We start from the raw sequence: 15,840 nt of genomic DNA on the forward strand, positions 1-15,840 counted from the left end.
GGAGGCGCGGATGGGCGACATCGATCCGTCGTTGTGCTCGTACGACTACACCCATGTGGGCGACAGCAAGCGCCGCCCACGACCGCTGAGCCGTCGGCCAGCGCCAGCTCGGGGGTGCTCCCCGCGGGTCAGAGGTCGCTTCTCCGGTCTGCCCGCGCACCAGCTGGGTGCACAGCTCTCGCCGTGCTGCCCGACGCCCCTCAGGGCTTCACGAACGATCCCGAGCTGATCGGCGACCTGGGAAATCGAACGGACCTTCTGACCCGTCTCCTGACGTATCTCGAACGCGAGCCGGACAGCCTGCTCCCGCTCAGCGGAATACTTCCTCGGCGCTGGCATGGCTCCAACCCTTCCAGGGTTCAGAGCCTTCAAAGAAGCCGGGGCGGCTGATGCCGTGACGCAGTTCCGGATCACATGCCTTGCCGGCGGAACTGTGCGACGGCCCCCACGAAGAGTGCCCCGGTGAAGAGGCCGAAGACGAGGACCGCGGTCCCGGGCGCCATACGCTGGGAGGCCTCGGCGAGGAAGGCCCCCTCATCGCCTGCGATGTTCGACATCGAAGTGCCCGCGGCGAACGGCAGATACTTCGCGGCCTGCGCCAGCCACGGAGAGTCGGCGAACAGGCCGCCCGTCCTGACCATGGGCTCGAGCACGTAGGGGATCGCCACCAAGGAGACGGTGCCGACGGCCTGTGAGCGGAACACGACGGTGATCGCAATGCCGATCAGGGTCCAGCACACGGTCTGCAGCAGCAGGCCGCCATGGAGCACGATCAGGTCTCCGTATGAAACACCCGAGATCAGCTCCGCCGGCAGGGTGGCGCTCGCCACGATCCAGGACACTGCGGTGGCGCACCCCGTCACCGCCAGCGCGAATCCGCCGGCCACGAGTGCCTTCGCCGCGACGGCCCGGCTGCGAACGGGAGTCACGGCGAGCGTCGCCCTGATCGTGCCATGCCGGTAGTCACCTCCCATGGCGAGTGCCCCGAAGACCCCGGCTGCGAGGGGGGCGAACGAAGCCTTATTGATGACCGCGACCAATGCTTCTTGGGCGGTGACGGCTATCTCTTCCGACTGGAACTCGGTGACGGTGAAGGCATAGCCCCAGGCCGCAAGGGCAGTCACCGCGACCGCTGCGGCTGCGAGCAGCCACGTCGATGTCAGGGTGGTCAGGCGCACCCACTCATACCGCACAGGCCTGTTCACCGGGCACCCGCCTTCTCATCCGTCACGTATTCCACACTCGCCGCCGAGGCGCGCAGGAATGCCTCCTCCAGCGTCGCTTCGGCGACCGTCAGCTCTGTGACGATGACGTTCTCGGCAAGCGCCGTGGCTGCGATCTCCCGCTGCGTGAGCTCCTTGACCAGCAGACAGCCGTCCGCGCTGGACTCGACGTCCGCGCCGAGCCGTAGTAGTGCGCGGCGGAGCTGGTCCGGTGAGTCCGCCCGTACTCGGACGGCTCCCCCGTCGTATCCGCGCTTGAAGTCGGCGAGGGTGCTGTCGCAGATGAGACGCCCCTTGCCGATCAACACGACCCGCTCAGCCAGCTCGTCCAGATCCGACATCTGGTGGGAGGAGACGAAGACGGCGTTGCCCGCTGCCGCGTACTCCTTGAGGAAGGTGCGCAACCACCGCATGCCCTGCGGGTCCATACCGTTACCGGGCTCGTCGAGGATGAGGACGTCGGGGGAGCCGAGTAGCGCGCAGGCGAGGCCCAGCCGTTGCAGCATGCCCAGGGAGAAGCCCTTCGGCCGGTGCCGCGCGACAGGGAGGAGCCCCACGAGGTCGAGGACTTCGTCGATGCGTTTTTCCGGGATGCCGATACCTCGGGTGAGCATGCGTAGATGTGCGCGCACGGAACGCCCGGGGTGGTAGGCCCTTGTCTCCAGCAGTGCTCCGACGCGCTGCGCCGGATCGGCCAGTTCCGAGTAGCGCTGACCGTCGAAGAGTGTCCTGCCGCTTCCCCGCTCCAGCTCGAGCATGAGCCGCAGGGTTGTCGACTTCCCCGCGCCGTTGGGCCCCAGGAATCCTGTGACCGCCCCGGGTTCCACGGTGAAGCGGAGCCCGTCCACTACCACCTTCTCACCGAATGTCTTCGAGAGAGCGTCGACTTGAACCGTTGCCACTATTCCCCACTCCCCGGCGATGCACCGGAACACCCGTCAAGGGTGATGGTCGTGTCCGCTGCCACGGTGGCCGGCGGATCGTGTGCGATCAGCACGACGGACGCATGCGTGGCCCACGCGCACATCTCGGCTGAGAGCAGCTCGATGCCCGCGGAGTCCAGTCCGTTGAAGGGTTCGTCGAGCATGACGAGCGCGAACTCGCCCAATGTGCACATGGTCAGCCAGAGCTTCCTTCTGTTGCCCGTGGACAGTTCCTTTGCAGCGTGGTCCAGCCACGGCTCCAGTCCGTAGCGCACGGCCCTTTTCAGTCCCGGATCAGGACTGATCCCGCGGCAATGGGCTGCGAAGACGAGGTGGTCCCGCACGGTCATGCTGGGATACAGCGACACGTCCGTACGGCAGACCCTGCGCGCGGCCCGACTCTGCGGATCTCGTGCGTCCCGGTTGCCGACGCGCACCTGACCGTGCCACGGCGGAAGGTAACCGCTGCACAACTCGAGGAAGGTCGACTTACCGGCACCGTTTCTGCCCGACACCATGGTGAGACCACGGCCCGGCAGGGACAGGGAGAGGTCCACGAACACCGGGGCGTACTGGTCGTATCCGGCGGTTACGGACTTCAGCTCTAGCGCAGTTTCAGGATGCTTCGTCTCACGCATGCCGTCGCAACTCCAGTAAGTATCAGGGCGTAGCAGAATGCCAGGGCCGGTCCGGCGGTCCATTCCTGTGAGAAGACCCAGACCACTGGGCCGGTCAGCACGAGTCCGAGGAATCCGGTGACAGGGTCGGAGGCTGCACTGCCATCGGTGTTTCGCGGCGGAGTCGCCATGGTCTCGGCGACGAGTGCGGCGGATATGCCGCACACAGCCGTGATCACAGGTATGGCGGTGAGGCCCGGGCCGGCCAGGAGCAGTACGGCAGCGGCGGTTGCGACCCCGGCGCACACGCCGCACGCGGTCCACACCAGAACCAACGCGCGGGCGATGGACCAGGAGGACATGCCCGCCTCCCAGGTAGCGCGCAGCACGGCCCGCAATGTGGTCGGGCCGATCGCTCGGGACAGCATCTCCGCAAGGCCGAGTACCATCACCGCGACCGCCGCCGCTGCCACCTTGTACGTATGGGCAGGGAGGTCTGCCACTGGCAGGGGGAAGGGGCTTGCCAGTGCGAAACCCGCTATCGCGGCAACCCCTCCGGCCCCGGCCAGGAACACCTGCTTGACCAGCGGGTACACCGCGCTGCCACGCAGTTCTCGTACCAGGATCGTGGCGAGCGGTGGAGGCTTGGTGCCGGACCCCGTGTCCGCGGGAGTACGCGCACCCGGACGCGAAGCGGCCGCGAGGGGGAACGAGTGGAAAGGCATCCTGCCGAGGTCACGTACAAGGCGGAAGGAGGCCGTGCCACCGACGGCCACGACCAGCGTGGCACACGCTCCGGCAAACGCCGGCGAGTAGAGCGCCGGCATCCTGACGTCGGTGGATCCCATCAACGGAGTCGCGATGAACAGCGCAGCCGAGATGCCCAGGGCCAGGGAGCTGACGATGGTCGCGAGCGCCCTGACAGACTCCCGGCTCCGCCCTTGGCGCAGGCTCAGCGCGGATCGTGCGGCGACCGACAGGTTGACGGCGCACATGCTGACCGGAACGACCGCGGCGAAGACGAGATGCGGAATGCTGATGGCCGGGACCGGCCAGTAGGCGAACAGGAAACCAGCGGGCATCATGCCAAGCAGCAGATGGTACGCGCAGATACGGCGGGCGCAGTAGACGAGGAACACCTCCCGTGACGAGATGTCCATCGCCCGGAAGAGTGCTGCGTTCGGCGATCGGGCCACCATGAACCGACGCTGGGAGAACGCCTCCCGCAGGGCGTACGAGGTAGTCCAGTAGAGCGACAACACCGCCAAGGCGACCAGTAGCTCCTCGGCTTGGACACCTTCTTCTTCCGCGATGGGCCTGATCAGGGAGAACCCGGCCACCGTCACGATGAAGACGAGCGGCACGGCCAGCACGTACAGGCCGGCGAGTAGATGTCTGGCCGTGCGCACCGTCATACGCAGGCGCAGAGCGGCGAGTATCTCGAACAGGTAGAAGTCAGACACCGCGCGGAATCTGATCCTGTCCAACTGTGGTTCCGTACTGGACATGTTGCTTCCTCGAGCAGCCGAGCGGCTGCCTAGAACCTGCTCTGCGGAGGCTTGCGAGAGGGGCCCTCACCCGCCGCGAACAGCGACACCACCGCCATGACGAGAGAGATGACCACAGCCAGGAGCGAGAACAGGGACTGTGGCGCGGACGCCACCAAATCGCTGAGCATGATCGAGTTCGACGCCATGGCGAGGATCGACACTCCTGCCATCCACCATGTTGTCTCTCTCGCCTTGCGTACCAGGACAGCCGAGGCGGGCAGCAGCACGGCGAAGACCAGCAACTGCACTGCCAAGACCGCTTTGAGCACGTTGGGGCCGACGTTCCCCACGGGGTTCAGTGGATGTGTGAGGAAGCACAGCAGTGCCGCCGCGCCGAGCAGCAGCACGGCCGCTGCGGCAAGTCGGACCGTCTTCGTGTAGAGCGCGAGCATAGGAGGTATCTCTCTCTTGCTTTCGATGCCCTCGGTCACCCGACCGCAGTGAACGCGGCGAGGCCGATGCTGCAGCAGTAGAGGGCGATGATCTTGCCTGGCGGCAGGTGCCGCCACTGGCCCCGGAAGAACACCGGAACCAGCAGGACCACCGCGGCGATGTAGAGGTAGTAGACGATGCCCTGGGTCGGGTCGACCACCTCGAATGCGAGGGCGGCCAACTGCGGGGGCACGAGACACAGGGCGAGAACCGGGAAGAACGCACCAGTGCGAACTCCCCGGCCCAGCGACCGACTCGCGGTGAAGACCCGCCGCTCCAGGGCGCGGGCCACGAAGACGTAGCAGGCGTAGACGAAGACGGTCAGCAGGACGCCACCGCCCACGGCTACGTTGACCGCCAGGTCCTCCAGCGCGGGATCGCCGATCTCTGCCCGCTGCTTCGGCGTTATCAGGGTCTCCGCGTAGGCGAATGCGGTCGGCAGCCTGCACAGCACGAGCGCGAGTGCGACGAAGTACAGCGAGAGCCACAAGGACTTGCTCGTCGGCGCCGCGGCCTTGGCGGACTCGACGGTGTGACGGACTTCGTCGTCGAACGGCGCCTTGAGCGCGGACTCGTCCGCAACCGCCGGCTGATGAGATGTGTCAGCTCTCATGTTTCCTATCTCGCTGCCATGACAATGGCTTCGATACACGCGGCGCCGACAATGACCGACACCCCGACCAGAAAGATTCGCAATGAGTCCGCCATTGCATGCACATATCGGCGCAGCATCCCGGTATTCTCCTGGCGACTCCCACGGGCCATTGCGACGGCAGCTGGATACAGACCAGCAGCACCCGCAAGAATGAATCCCAGGAATTCGAACCCCACGTACGCTCCGGTCTCGGTCATGAACCCCGACCATCCGGAATTGGACGTGACGACAGCCAGCGTTGCTCCCACATAGGCAGCGAGCATGGTGATGCCGATCAGGCTCACCACTCCAAAGGAAACAGCTCCCGCATAAAGCAGCATCGCGGATGGGATGTTCCTGCCGAGAATCTCCCAGAAGGCCTGGCCGAAACCGCTTTCCGGTGCCACTGTCCGTGGACTCAACTCCGCACCGGCCAGAGCTGAATACCCAAGTACCGCACCGAGACCGAAAATCGTGGCGCTCGCAAGGAGCGAGAGCAGAACGCTCCTGCTCCTTGCGAGACCAACCATGGCGTTGACAGCCATCAGGTAAGAATGAGGTTTAGGCGATCGCGAACGCCTTGCCCTTCTTCTTGATGTAGTAGAGCACCGTCGCGCTGATGGCAGAGATGACGCCACCACTGAACATCGCCCCGACGATGGCCAGCGCCAGGCCACCTGCGGAGATGGCGTCCACAACCTGCCCGGCGACGCTCGCGCTGATGCCCAGTGAACCGGCCACCCAGAACGCTGCGAAACCAGCCATGGCCAGCCCGGCCGCGCCGATGGCGCCGGCCGCCAACGCGGCGAAGCTGTTCTTGGACATTATCGACTGCATGCAAGCTCCCGTTTCCTGAGGATGTACGGAAGCTGGCCCAAGGCAGAGTTCCCCCATGTAGCAAGCCCCCGCTGATCCGTGAATAGTTGCCCAGGCCGTGATCGCCGCGGCGATGAAGGCGAGGGGTCGAGTGTCTCTTGACTCACCCCAACCGCATGGTCTTACCGGGCTGTTGGGGCGGCAGCCGCAATACGATCATCGGTCCGTTTCAAGTGTCAAGCCCACTCACCTGGGAGACCAGCCTGCATCTGACGGCACATCAAACGGCTCAACTTCTCGCCCTGCCTGTCGCAACTAACCGTGAGTGACACACGTGGCTCAGAATGCTCTCCGACTGGTAATTGGATTCTGAACGTGCCGAGTTGCCTGCTCGTTGATTTCTTGTGCTTGAAGTTAAGGATGCTCGCGAGGACTCGCTCACGTGAAGGCGCCTTTTCTGGAGTCGCTGCCTGACATCGCCAAAGTGGGTCTTCATGGTTGAGCGGTGCGGAGGTGCCCGCGGGCTCGGCGGGTGGTGACGCAGCGTGTCCGTAGGCGCTGGTTGTCGGCGTTCCTGAACCCGAACTCGTTGCGGGCGATGAGCTTGAGCACGCGGTTGATGCCCTCGATATTGGCGTTGCTGTACCCGGTGTCGATGAACGCGGCGATCTCGGTCCACCAGCGGTCGACGGTGACGGCGAGGCGGCGCACTTCGGGGATGTCGCTGTCCGCGCACCAGCTGAGGAACTTCCAGCGGGGCGTGGCCGACTTGATGTCGGCTCGCACCGGTGCGAGCGAGGGCGAGGAGGGTGCGCAGGGACTCCTTGGCGATCCACGCGGTCAGCAGCGTCTGGCCGACCCTCCCCTCGGCCAGCAGCAGCTTCCACATCTTCGCGAACTGCTCATCGCTCAGGTCCTCGCGATTGCGGAGCAGCCGACGCCTGGCCTTCCACTCCGGGTCCGTGGCCCGTCCGCGCCGGCCGCGGACCTCGGCGGTGGTGCGCCTGCGCACCGTGGACAGCATCTTGTTCGCCAGCTGCACGACGGGGAAGTGATCGACCACGATGACGGCGTCGGGCAGTCCCGTGCGGATCGCGGCCCGGTAGGTGGCCGACATGTCGATCGCGACGTGACGGATGTTCTTCCGCCAGGTCAGCGGGTGGTCAAGAGCCAGGCCAGGACATCGGCGACGGTGCGGCCCTCGACCTGACCGAGCAGCCCGCCGGTGCCTCAGCTCTATCTTCGCCCCTGCCTCCGTCGGCGGTCTGATCGGCGCGGCGATCTCCCGCAAGGTCATCTCATACTTCACCCCTTACCTCGGCGCCCAGGGGGCACTGACCGTGGCAGCGATCGGTTCCGCCGCTGTGCTGATCGCGCTTGTCCTGTCCCCGGCGTGCCAACTCCGGGACCTGCCGTCGGCACCGGAAGAACCCCGTCAAGGCGGCAGCGGACGGGCAGGCCGAAGGCTGAGACGGAGAACCTCGACCTCGAACGGTGAGGCCCTTCGAATCATGCCTGGTGAGGCACTGGCGGAGGATACGAGGGGCGCGCCCCCAACAGGCTTTCCAAGCGAGCGGCCCCTCCCCGTTGCCGGCCGCTCTTGTTCCCCTCCGACTACTGACGACACTTGCCTTACTTGCCAGAACAGGTTCTAGCTCGTTTACCTGCAACTTCGCTTGACAGCACTAGATAACCGGCGCCGCGTGTGCCTTCGCAGCCGTCCTGTACAAGGTCGTGACCAGCGGGGCCGTCTCGGCGGCGCTGCAGTCGGTGATCGGGAAGGCGCTCAATGCGCAGTTCTGAGGCGCCCGGTTCTGAGACGCCGGGTTCTGAGGTGCGCGGTTTTGAGGCGCCGGGTTCTGAAGTGCGCAGTTCTGAGATGCGCGGCCAGGTGCCCGACAGGGGGTCCGTGACGGCGGAAGCGGCCGTCGCGGTGCCCGCTCTGGTGGTCTTCGCCATGGCCCTGGTCTGGGCGCTGATGGCTGCCTCAGCGCAGATCCAGTGCGTCGACGCGGCACGGGCCGGTGCCCGGGCCGCGGCCAGGTCAGAGCCACGGGCGGCCGCGCTGGCCGCCGCCCGCTCGGCGGCCCCGGGTGGTTCCCGGGTCACGCTGGGGCGGTCAGGGGCCCTGTGGCGGGTGCGGGTCGAGGCGAAGGCTCCAGGGCCGGGCGGGCTGGCGCTGACGCTGAGCGCGGACGCCGCGGCCCTCGCCGAGGACACGGTGGGCCAGGACACCGCGGCCCAGGACACTGCCCAGGGCCCGGGAGCCGGCCGAGCAGCCGCAGGCCCAGGAGGCACCGCAGAGGTGGCCCAGTGAACCGCGAGCGTGGGTCGGCGACCGTCTGGGTCGCCATGGCCACGACCGTGCTGTGTGCGGTCTTCGCGGCCGTCCTGGCCATGGGCCAGGCCGTGGTCGCCCGACACAGGGCGGGCTCCGCCGCGGACTTGGCGGCACTCGCCGCGGCGGACCACGCCCTGAGCGGCACCGCCGAAGCCTGTGCGAAGGCGGTCGATGTGGCCCGGGCGCAGGGCGCGGCGGTGGTGCGCTGCGCTGTGCGGGGCGAGATCGCCGATGTGACGGCGCAGGCCCGCTTCGGCCCGTACGCCCCGATGGTCAGGTCGCGGGCGGGACCGCCGGGACCTCCTGGCCCGACGGGGCCACCCGGAGCAGTTCCGTGAGGAGGCGGACCGCGCCGCGCTTGTGCAGCGGATCGTTCCCGTTGCCGCATTTGGGGGACTGGATGCAGGACGGGCAGCCCGCCTCGCACTCGCAGGAGGCGATCGCCTCACGGGTCGCGGTGAGCCACTCACGGGCGGTGTGGAAGGCCCGCTCGGCGAAGCCCGCGCCACCCGGATGGCCGTCGTACACGAAGACTGTCGGCAGCAGCGTGTCCGGGTGGAGCGGCACGGAGACCCCGCCGATGTCCCAGCGGTCGCAGGTGGCGAAGAGCGGCAGCATCCCGATCGAGGCGTGCTCGGCGGCGTGCAGGGCCCCGCCCAGCTGCTCCGGGTTGACCCGGGCGGCGTCCAGCTGGTCCTCGGTGACCGTCCACCACACGGCCCGGGTGCGCAGGGTGCGGGGCGGCAGATCGAGTTTGGTCTCGCCGAGCACCTCACCGGTGATGAGTTTGCGACGCAGGAAGGAGACGACCTGGTTGGTGACCTCGACGGAGCCGTAGCAGAGGCGACCATCGCCCCACGGGATCTCGGTGTCGGTTTCGAGTACGGAGATGGAGGTGGTGTCGCGGGCAGTGGTGGAGTACGGCGGGTTGGCCTCCTCGACGAGGGCTGCGGAGTCCTCCAGGTCCAGATGCTTCACCAGGTACGTACGGCCCTGGTGGAGGTGGACGGCACCGTCGTGGACGGCGGTGTGGGCGGCCGACTCGTCCACCGTGCCCAGCAATCGGCCGGTCGCGGCCTCGACGATCTGGACGGGGCGGCCGCCCTCGCCCCGGATGTCGGTGAGGTCGGCGGCCCGCTCGCGGCGCGTCCAGTGCCAGGCCGTGGCCCGGCGGCGGAGCAGCTTGGCGGCTTCCAGCTGGGGCATGAGCTCGGCGGTCGCCGGGCCGAAGAGCTCAAGATCGTCTTCCGTGAGCGGGAGCTCGGCGGCGGCAGCGCACAGATGGGGGGCGAGGACGTACGGGTTGTCCGGGTCGAGGACGGTGGACTCCACCGGCTGCTGGAACAGCGCCTCGGGGTGGTGGACGAGGAAGGTGTCCAGCGGGTCGTCGCGGGCGACGAGGATGGCCAGGGCGCCCTGGCCGGAGCGGCCCGCGCGGCCCGCCTGCTGCCACAGCGACGCCCGTGTCCCGGGGTAGCCGGCGATGACGACGGCATCGAGGCCCGAGACATCGACGCCGAGTTCCAGGGCGGTGGTGGCGGCGAGGCCGAGGAGCTCGCCGGAGTGCAGCGCCCGCTCCAGGGCGCGGCGCTCTTCGGGGAGGTAGCCGCCGCGGTAGGCGGCGACCCGCGGCGGCAGGGAGCGGTCGATCTCCGCGAGGCGTTCCTTGGCGATGACGGAGATGAGCTCTGCCCCGCGACGCGAGCGTACGAAGGCGACCGTACGGACTCCCTGGACGGTCAGATCGGTGAGGAGGTCGGCGGTCTCGGCGGTGGCGGTGCGGCGCACCGGAGCGCCTTTCTCGCCGTGGAGCTCGGTGAGCGGGGGCTCCCAGAGGGCGAACACAAGTTCGCCGCGCGGTGAGGCGTCGTCGGCGACCTCCTGGACGGGCAGGCCAGTGAGCCGGCCGGCGGCCAGGGCAGGTTCCGCGGCGGTGGCGGAGGCGAGGAGGAAGACAGGGTTCGCACCGTAGCGGGCGCATACACGGCGAAGACGGCGCAGCACCTGGGCGACGTGCGAGCCGAAGACGCCGCGGTAGGTGTGGCACTCGTCGATCACCACGTAGCGCAGTGAGCGCAGGAAGGAGGACCAGCGGGGATGTGAGGGAAGTATCCCGCGGTGCAGCATGTCGGGGTTGGTGAGGACGTAATTGGCGTACTGCCTGACCCATTCGCGTTCCTCGACGGGCGTGTCGCCGTCGTAGACCGCGGGGCGGATGCGGTTGCCGAGCGGCGCGCCGAGCTCCTTCACCGCGCGGCGCTGGTCGGCGGCCAGGGCCTTGGTGGGGGCCAGGTAGAGGGCGGTCGTACCGCGACCGTTGGCGGCCTCGGAGCCGTCGAGCAGGGCGGTGAGTACGGGCGCGAGGTAGGCCAGGGACTTGCCGGACGCGGTACCGGTGGCGATGACGACGGATTCGCCGTCCAGGGCGTGCTCGGAGGCGGCCGCCTGGTGGGTCCAGGGGTGCTCGATGCCGGCCTGCTGAATGGCGTTGATCACTTCCGGGCGGATGCGGTCGGGCCAGACGGCATGGCGGCCGGGCCTGGGGGGCAAGTGCTCCGTATGAGTGATGCGCGCAGCTCGGCTCGCCCCTGCGGTGAGCCGGTCGAGGACCGTACCGGGGGAGGGGCGGGTTTCCCCGCTCTCGGGAGGTCGTCTGGGACGGTGATTCTTGGCCATCGGCACCGAGTGTGTCACCGGAGTGACGGACAATGGTCCCAAGGCGTCGTGCATGGCTGCTGGTAAGTGATTGAATGCCATCGCGGCTGGCGACCGTCCTCCGGCTCCGCCGGGGAGACCTCATGGGGCGGCCGCTCGATAGCAAGGTGCTGGAGGATCCGTGGACCTGTCCCTGTCGACTCGCAATGTGTCCGGCCCTGGTGGCGACCGTACGGTCGTCGAGGTCGGTGGCGAGATTGATGTGTATACCGCGCCCAAGCTGCGCGAGCAGTTGGTCGAGTTGGTGAACGACGGCAGCTACCACCTGGTTGTCGACATGGAGGGCGTGGACTTCCTCGACTCCACCGGCCTCGGCGTACTCGTGGGCGGCCTGAAGCGTGTGCGTGCGCATGAAGGCTCGCTACGCCTGGTCTGCAACCAGGAACGCATTCTCAAGATCTTCCGGATCACAGGTCTGACCAAGGTGTTCCCCATCCACACCACGGTCGACGAAGCTGTCGCGGCGACCGACTGACGGTCGGCGAGGACTGCCGGAAGAAGGAAGGGGCACCGGGCATCCAGCCCGGGCCCCTGAGATGCACGCCCGTACGTCTGAGGGGGAATGCATGGCGACCGTTGAACTCCGCTTCAGCGCCCAGCCCGAGCATGTCAGGACCGCCCGTCTGGTGGCCGCTGCCGTGGCTCGCCGGGCCGGGGTCGACGAGGCCGTGCTGGACGAGGTCCGGCTCGCGGTCGGCGAGGCATGCAGCCGTGCCGTCGGGCTGCACCGCAGCCATGGCATCACCGCCCCCGTTCGGGTGGCGCTGTCCGAGGAGGAGAAAGCCTTCTCCATCGAGGTCGCGGACGAGGTCCCGGCTGCGGGCGGTGGTGGGTCCCATGCGGCCCCAGGCGTCCGTGAGGCCGCGGACGAGGACCCGGACTCCGACGGCGAGGACGAGATGATGGGCCTCGCGGTCATCAGCGGCCTCGTCGACGACGTGGAGGTCACCTCCACCGAGGAAGGCGGCGTGATCCGGATGAGCTGGCCCACGACGCCGGCCACCATAGCGCCCTGATCGTGCGGCCCGACCGTGCGGACAGTTTGCTGATCGTTTTGTAGTTCCGGGAAGTGAAGAGGCCCTGCTTGAGCAGGGCCTTTTTCCTTTTCCGTAGATCATCGATCAAGCGTCAATGCCTTTGCCCCATTACCTCTTTCGGGGCTACTTTGGGAACGCGATCATTTGCTGAGTAGCAAGTGAAGGTCAATTACATTTGTCGCGCCCTGTTTTGATCAGGTTCCGCTCCCTACAATCCGTCCACATCTTGAGCTCTGAGCGTCAAGGAGGACGAATGGCGGGGCTCGTCAACTCAGAACTGTCCGATCAACCCACTTCTCTCGCAGCCGCGGTACTCACCGACAACAACCGGCTGATCGTGATCGTCATCGCGGCAGTCGCCCTGGCGGCACTGGTCGTCGCCCAGCTGCTGGTGCGCCAGGTGCTGGCCGCCGGCGAGGGCACCGATTCCATGAAGAAGATCGCGGCAGCCGTTCAGGAAGGCGCGAATGCCTATCTGACACGGCAGTTGCGCACCCTCGGCGTCTTCGCCGTCGTTGTGTTCTTCCTACTGCTGCTGTTGCCGGCCGACGACTGGTCACAGCGAGCCGGACGTTCGGTGTTCTTCCTGGTGGGGGCGATCTTCTCGGCGGCCACCGGATACATCGGCATGCGTCTTGCCGTACGAGCAAATGTGCGCGTGGCCGCGGCCGCGCGTGAAGCGACACCGGCGGAGGGCGAGCCGGAAAAGGATCTGACGGCCGTCTCGCACAAGGCCATGAAGATCGCTTTCCGTACGGGAGGCGTGGTCGGCATGTTCACGGTGGGCCTCGGCCTGCTCGGTGCCTCCTGCGTGGTTCTCGTCTACGCGGCCGACGCCCCCAAGGTGCTCGAGGGCTTCGGCCTCGGCGCCGCGCTGATCGCCATGTTCATGCGTGTCGGCGGCGGCATCTTCACCAAGGCCGCCGACGTCGGCGCCGACCTCGTCGGCAAGGTCGAGCAGGGCATCCCGGAGGATGACCCGCGCAACGCCGCCACCATCGCCGACAACGTGGGTGACAACGTCGGTGACTGCGCGGGTATGGCGGCCGACCTCTTCGAGTCGTACGCCGTCACGCTCGTCGCGGCACTCATCCTCGGCAAGGCGGCATTCGGCGACGCCGGACTCGCCTTTCCGCTGATCGTCCCGGCGATCGGCGTGGTCACCGCGATGATCGGCATCTTCGCGGTCGCCCCGCGGCGCGCCGACCGCAGCGGGATGACTGCCATCAACCGCGGATTCTTCATCTCCGCACTGATCTCGCTGGCCCTGGTGGCCGCGGCGGTCTTCGTCTATCTGCCCTCCTCGTACGCCAAGTTGGACGGCGTCACCGAGGCAGCCATCAAGTCACACAGCGGGGACCCGCGGGTTCTGGCGGTCGTCGCTGTCGCCATCGGCATCGTGCTGGCGGCCCTGATCCAGCAGCTGACGGGGTACTTCACGGAGACCACCCGGCGTCCCGTCAGGGACATCGGCAAGTCCTCGCTGACCGGACCCGCGACGGTGGTGCTGGCCGGTATCTCCATCGGTCTGGAATCCGCCGTGTACACCGCGCTGTTGATCGGCCTCGGCGTATACGGGGCGTTCCTGCTCGGCGGTACGTCGATCATGCTCGCGCTCTTCGCGGTGGCACTGGCCGGTACCGGCCTGCTCACCACCGTCGGCGTCATCGTCGCCATGGACACCTTCGGTCCCGTCTCCGACAACGCCCAGGGCATCGCCGAGATGTCCGGGGACGTCACGGGCGCGGGTGCGCAGGTCCTCACCGACCTCGACGCCGTCGGCAACACCACCAAGGCCATCACCAAGGGCATCGCCATCGCCACGGCTGTACTGGCGGCGGCCGCGCTCTTCGGCTCGTACCGCGAAGCCATCGCGAACGCCGCACGGGACGTCGGCGAGAAGGTCGGCGACGGCGCCCCGATGAACCTGGTCATGGATATCTCGCAGCCCAACAACCTGGTGGGCCTCATCCTCGGCGCCGCGGTCGTGTTCCTCTTCTCGGGGCTTGCGATCAACGCGGTGTCCCGGTCGGCGGGCGCGGTGGTCTACGAGGTGCGGCGGCAGTTCCGCGAGCACCCCGGGATCATGGACTACACCGAGACGCCGGAGTACGGGCGCGTCGTCGACATCTGCACCAAGGACGCGCTGCGCGAGCTGGCCACACCAGGTCTGCTCGCCGTACTGACCCCGATCGCGGTCGGCTTCTCGCTCGGCGTCGGAGCCCTCGGCTCCTTCCTCGCGGGCGCTATCGGCACCGGCACCTTGATGGCCGTCTTCCTGGCCAACTCCGGTGGCGCGTGGGACAACGCCAAGAAGCTCGTCGAGGACGGCCATCACGGCGGCAAGGGCAGTGACGCCCACGCCGCGACCGTCATCGGCGACACCGTCGGCGACCCGTTCAAGGACACCGCCGGGCCCGCCATCAACCCGCTGCTGAAGGTGATGAACCTGGTGGCACTGCTCATCGCGCCCGCGGTGGTGCAGTTCAGCTACGGGGACGACTCCAACGCCGGAGTGCGGGCGCTGGTGGCGGTACTCGCCATCCTCGTCATCACCGGCGCGGTGTACGTCTCCAAGCGGCGAGGCATCGCTGTCGGTGACGAAGGCAACTCCGCGGAGCGGAGCTCGAAGTCACCTGATCCAGCGGTGGTTTCGTAGCACCAGCTCAAAACGCGGGCGGACGGCGCACTTTGACGCGTCGTCCGCCCGTTTGCATGCGCGGGTGAGCCTTGTCTCCCTTGGTGCAAATGGCTGCAATAGGTTATGGATCGGGTATACGACACGCGGTTGTCGCCCACATGGCGTGTATGTTCCGGGGCCGAGAGCCTTGGAAGGGACCAATCCGGTGAACAAGAAGCTTGCGGCCGCACTGTCCGGCGGTGCGGTACTGGTACTGGCGCTGTCGGGCTGCACCAACGACAGCGGTGACAGCAAGGTGAATGCCTGGGCCAAGAAGGTCTGCGACCAGGCACAGCCGCAGATCCAGAAGAGGGCCAACGCCCAGCAGACCATCATCTCGACCGCAGCCGACGGCAAGCCGGCCGACATCCAGGCCGCGGACTCGAAGGCCTTCCAGGACATCGCCGCCGCGGACAGTGCGCTCGCCGCCGCCGTGAAGGCGGCAGGCACGCCGCCCGTCGACAACGGCGAGAAGCTTCAGACGGACGCGGTCAACGAACTCAACGCCACGGCAAAGGCGTATCTCGACCTGAAGAAGCAGGTCGACGCTCTCAACGCGAAGGACCAGCAGAAGTTCGCGGACGGCCTGCAGGGCGTCGCCGACGGGCTGAAGAAGATCGAGAACATGGACCAGGCCGCGCTGAAGAAGCTGCAGTCCGGCGAACTGGGCACGGCGATGGCGAAGCAGCCCGGCTGCCAGGGGAAGAAGACGTCGAGCCCCGCGCCCGCTCCCGGCGCCCCGTCCGAACCGGCAGACTCATCCTCCTCGGCGCCCGCGAAGACCGGAGCGACCCCCTCGAGCCCCGCGAAGGCCGGAGCTACCCCCTCGAGCAAGGCGTCCAGCAAGGCATAACCCTCCCCCTGCCCGCCTC

The 15,840-nt window shown here is 67.5% G+C and carries 16 protein-coding genes and 2 pseudogenes; 7 read left to right on the forward strand and 11 right to left on the reverse strand.

Annotated features, from left to right (window positions below):
• Positions 1 to 410: 410 nt before the first annotated feature.
• The 10 genes and pseudogenes from OG735_RS23755 to OG735_RS42030 all read right to left on the reverse strand — a co-directional run.
• The gene (locus tag OG735_RS23755) at positions 411 to 1,205 is read right to left on the reverse strand and encodes an ABC transporter permease subunit (protein WP_327325179.1); all 795 of its coding nucleotides are present in this window, start codon (positions 1,203 to 1,205) and stop codon (positions 411 to 413) included.
• Positions 1,202 to 2,125 carry an ATP-binding cassette domain-containing protein gene (locus OG735_RS23760; RefSeq protein WP_327325180.1) on the reverse strand — a complete coding sequence of 308 codons (924 nt, stop codon included), beginning with the start codon at positions 2,123 to 2,125 and terminating at the stop codon, positions 1,202 to 1,204. Before OG735_RS23760 ends, OG735_RS23755 begins: the two co-directional genes overlap by 4 nt.
• Positions 2,125 to 2,784 carry an ABC transporter ATP-binding protein gene (locus OG735_RS23765; RefSeq protein ID WP_327325181.1) on the reverse strand — a complete coding sequence of 220 codons (660 nt, stop codon included), beginning with the start codon at positions 2,782 to 2,784 and terminating at the stop codon, positions 2,125 to 2,127. Before OG735_RS23765 ends, OG735_RS23760 begins: the two co-directional genes overlap by 1 nt.
• The gene (locus OG735_RS23770) at positions 2,751 to 4,226 is read right to left on the reverse strand and encodes a hypothetical protein (protein ID WP_327325182.1); all 1,476 of its coding nucleotides are present in this window, start codon (positions 4,224 to 4,226) and stop codon (positions 2,751 to 2,753) included. Before OG735_RS23770 ends, OG735_RS23765 begins: the two co-directional genes overlap by 34 nt.
• 74 nt (positions 4,227 to 4,300) lie before the next feature.
• A complete protein-coding gene (locus OG735_RS23775; RefSeq protein WP_327325183.1) occupies positions 4,301 to 4,705 on the reverse strand; it encodes a hypothetical protein in 405 nt (134 codons plus the stop codon).
• Positions 4,706 to 4,740: 35 nt separating this feature from the next.
• Positions 4,741 to 5,358: a hypothetical protein gene (locus OG735_RS23780; RefSeq protein WP_327325184.1), complete on the reverse strand. Its 618-nt coding sequence runs from the start codon at positions 5,356 to 5,358 to the stop codon at positions 4,741 to 4,743.
• 5 nt (positions 5,359 to 5,363) lie between these two features.
• On the reverse strand, positions 5,364 to 5,924 hold the full coding sequence (locus OG735_RS23785; protein WP_327325185.1) for a stage II sporulation protein M: 561 nt from the start codon (positions 5,922 to 5,924) through the stop codon (positions 5,364 to 5,366).
• A gap of 16 nt (positions 5,925 to 5,940) precedes the next feature.
• Positions 5,941 to 6,204, reverse strand: coding sequence for an uberolysin/carnocyclin family circular bacteriocin (locus OG735_RS23790; protein ID WP_327325186.1), 264 nt, complete (start codon positions 6,202 to 6,204; stop codon positions 5,941 to 5,943).
• Between the two features lie 483 nt (positions 6,205 to 6,687).
• Positions 6,688 to 6,981: a transposase gene (locus OG735_RS23795; protein ID WP_327325187.1), complete on the reverse strand. Its 294-nt coding sequence runs from the start codon at positions 6,979 to 6,981 to the stop codon at positions 6,688 to 6,690.
• A 19-nt stretch (positions 6,982 to 7,000) separates the two neighbouring features.
• Positions 7,001 to 7,492, reverse strand: a pseudogene (locus tag OG735_RS42030) (ISL3 family transposase); the annotation flags it as partial.
• A 395-nt stretch (positions 7,493 to 7,887) separates the two neighbouring features.
• Between OG735_RS42030 and OG735_RS23800 the strand changes: the two are divergent.
• The 3 genes and pseudogenes from OG735_RS23800 to OG735_RS23810 form a co-directional block, all read left to right on the forward strand.
• Positions 7,888 to 7,998, forward strand: a pseudogene (locus OG735_RS23800) (DUF4244 domain-containing protein); the annotation flags it as partial.
• Between the two features lie 106 nt (positions 7,999 to 8,104).
• On the forward strand, positions 8,105 to 8,512 hold the full coding sequence (locus OG735_RS23805; protein WP_442812478.1) for a TadE family type IV pilus minor pilin: 408 nt from the start codon (positions 8,105 to 8,107) through the stop codon (positions 8,510 to 8,512).
• Positions 8,509 to 8,874, forward strand: a complete 366-nt coding sequence (locus OG735_RS23810) for an Rv3654c family TadE-like protein (protein WP_327325188.1) — start codon at positions 8,509 to 8,511, stop codon at positions 8,872 to 8,874. The genes OG735_RS23805 and OG735_RS23810 overlap by 4 nt, the downstream gene beginning before the upstream one ends.
• On the opposite strand, the gene OG735_RS23815 is transcribed toward OG735_RS23810, so the two are convergent.
• Positions 8,810 to 11,293, reverse strand: coding sequence for a DEAD/DEAH box helicase (locus OG735_RS23815; protein WP_327325189.1), 2,484 nt, complete (start codon positions 11,291 to 11,293; stop codon positions 8,810 to 8,812). The genes OG735_RS23810 and OG735_RS23815 overlap by 65 nt on opposite strands.
• A gap of 79 nt (positions 11,294 to 11,372) precedes the next feature.
• Here OG735_RS23815 and OG735_RS23820 point away from each other — a divergent pair, with 79 nt between their 5' ends.
• The 4 genes from OG735_RS23820 (at position 11,373) to OG735_RS23835 (ending at position 15,821) form a co-directional block, all read left to right on the forward strand.
• Entirely contained in the window at positions 11,373 to 11,726 is a 354-nt protein-coding gene (locus OG735_RS23820) for an STAS domain-containing protein (RefSeq protein WP_003967428.1), read from the forward strand.
• Between the two features lie 91 nt (positions 11,727 to 11,817).
• Positions 11,818 to 12,267 (forward strand): ATP-binding protein, encoded by a 450-nt coding sequence (locus OG735_RS23825; protein WP_327325190.1) that lies wholly within the window; start codon positions 11,818 to 11,820, stop codon positions 12,265 to 12,267.
• A 274-nt stretch (positions 12,268 to 12,541) separates the two neighbouring features.
• Positions 12,542 to 14,947, forward strand: a complete 2,406-nt coding sequence (locus OG735_RS23830) for a sodium-translocating pyrophosphatase (RefSeq protein ID WP_327325191.1) — start codon at positions 12,542 to 12,544, stop codon at positions 14,945 to 14,947.
• Between the two features lie 187 nt (positions 14,948 to 15,134).
• A complete protein-coding gene (locus OG735_RS23835) occupies positions 15,135 to 15,821 on the forward strand; it encodes a small secreted protein (protein WP_327325192.1) in 687 nt (228 codons plus the stop codon).
• Positions 15,822 to 15,840: the final 19 nt, after the last annotated feature.

This window comes from Streptomyces sp. NBC_01210, assembly GCF_036010325.1.
GTDB lineage: Bacteria > Actinomycetota > Actinomycetes > Streptomycetales > Streptomycetaceae > Streptomyces.